Origin of the sequence: uncultured Rothia sp. (assembly GCF_937976295.1) — a bacterium.
Classification (GTDB): domain Bacteria; phylum Actinomycetota; class Actinomycetes; order Actinomycetales; family Micrococcaceae; genus Rothia.
Genome location: NZ_CALJRY010000352.1, coordinates 1 through 2,034, shown reverse-complemented (window position 1 = coordinate 2,034; position 2,034 = coordinate 1). Strand labels below are relative to the sequence as shown.

General features: G+C 57.2%; 2 protein-coding genes and 1 pseudogene. 2 read left to right on the top strand and 1 reads right to left on the bottom strand.

All coding sequences use genetic code 11. The features are described 5' to 3' along the window. On the bottom strand, positions 1 to 590 hold a 590-nt coding region (locus Q0216_RS09455), incomplete at its 3' end, for a LysE/ArgO family amino acid transporter (RefSeq protein WP_298594840.1). Positions 591 to 796: 206 nt separating this feature from the next. On the opposite strand from Q0216_RS09455, the gene Q0216_RS09450 reads away from it, so the two are divergent. Next, positions 797 to 1,714, top strand: coding sequence for a LysR family transcriptional regulator ArgP (locus Q0216_RS09450; protein ID WP_298594838.1), 918 nt, complete (start codon positions 797 to 799; stop codon positions 1,712 to 1,714). Positions 1,715 to 1,729: 15 nt separating this feature from the next. Next, a pseudogene (locus tag Q0216_RS09445) lies at positions 1,730 to 2,034 on the top strand (hypothetical protein); the annotation flags it as partial.

Sequence of the window (2,034 nt, the reverse complement as noted above, 5' to 3'; positions counted from 1 at the left end):
TACGCCATCAGAAGAGCCGTCGCACCATCCAAAACACGCCACGCTGAAGGGCGCGCAAAAAGCGGACGCAACAGGCGCGAACCATACCCCAGCACCAAAAACCAGATTAGGCTACCGCAACAGCACCCCAGGTAGTACCACCAACGGCTAGGATCACCCTGGGCATTCGCCAGCGAACCCAAAAGAATAGTCGTATCCAACCACGCCAACGGATTCAAATAGGTCACCGCCGCCGTAGTCAGTAGCGCCGCCCTCAACGACTGAGAATCACCCTCCGCATCATCAACCACGATGGAATGCGGAGTAAACACGCGGCGGCCAGCCTCAAAACCAAACCACGCCAAAAACGCCGCACCCACATAACGGAACACCTCAATAAACCACGGCGCCGCATCCAACAGAGCGCCCAGACCCACAACACCCAAGCCAATCATCAGAGCATCCGACAGAATGCAGAAAATAATAATCGGGGTAATATGCCGACCCAAAATACCCTGACGCAGCACAAAAGTTCCCTGGGCGCCGATAGCCGCCACCAAAGAAATCGTGGTGGTAGCACCCAGAAACAGCAGGGACAGGGAGGTGGACATCGTGAAACTTTCTATGTGGACCAAACGGGGTACGGGCTTTGCAGATATTGCGGGTGGTGGCTCTCTTACTACCAGCTTGCCAGGCAAAAGCATACGACGCAGGGATAAAGCCTGCGTTAGCTAAAGTGTGAAGCGCCAGAGACGAGAATACGGGAAAAAGGACCCTAAATCTATCTAAATATTTTCACACTGCGTAAGATATTCTTATGACACGTTTCAGCACCGACCAGCTCACCACCTTCGCCACCGTCATCGAATACGGCACCTTCGACGCAGCGGCAGATATCCTGCGAGTGAGCCCCTCCGCCATCTCCCAGCGCATCAAAGCCATGGAGCAGATTGCGGGAAAGGTCCTGCTACGCCGAAGCAACCCCGTCACCCCCACCGATGCCGGACAAAGCGTGCTACGCATCGCCCGACAGAGCGAATTCCTGCAGCAAGAAATGGAACGTGAACTCATGGGTGCAGGCGGCTTCCAGAGTGTCTCCGTTGCCGTCAACGCCGACTCACTCGCCACCTGGTTCCTTGACGCCGTAGGAACCCTCAGCCGCGAAGACAGTATCTTCTGCGACCTGCGACGAGAAGGTGAATTCCACTCCTCCGCCATGCTCCGGTCCGGAGAAGTCATGGCAGTCATCACCTCCAAGCCTGAAAAAATCCCCGGCTGCTCCGTCGAAACCCTCGGCGTGGCGCGCTACTGGTGCGTTGCCACCCCCAACTACGTACAGCGATACCTGCCCGGCTGGCCCAAGCGCGTAAGTCGTGAAGAGCTCAACCGTGCCCCCGTCGTCGAGTACGACCGCAAAGACTTCGTGCAGGACGTGGCGCGAGCCCTCATTGAAAAAGAGGTAGGTCTGGAGGCTGAAGAAACCTTCACCCAAAGCCCCACCATCTACATTCCCTCATCCCCGGACTATGCGCGCGCCGTCAGCTCCGGTATTGCCTGGGGCCTCATCCCCGAAGCACAATGCGCCGAAGAGCTCGAAAGCGGGCGCCTCGTGAAGCTCGCCGCAACCCCCGTAGAATTCCCCCTCTACTGGCAACGCTGGAACATTAACTCACCCGTCATGGAGACCGTAACCCGGCGCGTCCACGAAGCGGCACGAGGCGACCTAATCTACTAGAAGAGGACGGCTTCTGTGAGCTTTATGGAACGCCACCAGGTGGCTCTCTATCTCGGCTCCATGATCGTGGGAGTTGCCTGCGCTGGTTTGGGCGTATGGAGTCACGCTTCTGAACAACTCGTGCCTTATGTGCTTGGCGCACTACTGTGGACCAACTTCGCCCTCATGCCTCTAACCGGCATGAGGGTCGGTCAGCATAAGAGGCTCACTTTTGTGGTCGTGCTGGCGGCTACCCTTGGAGCCCCGATTCTCGTTGCGCCTCTGGTCTTCCTCTTTATCCATGAGGGTGGCCCCGTTGCTCTAGCTGCAGTGATTGTTTT

What these genes read in the sequence shown, in the direction of transcription:
- Q0216_RS09450 (WP_298594838.1), top strand. Translation starts at nt 797, where the DNA reads ATGACACGTTTCAGCACCGACCAGCTCACCACCTTCGCCACCGTCATC.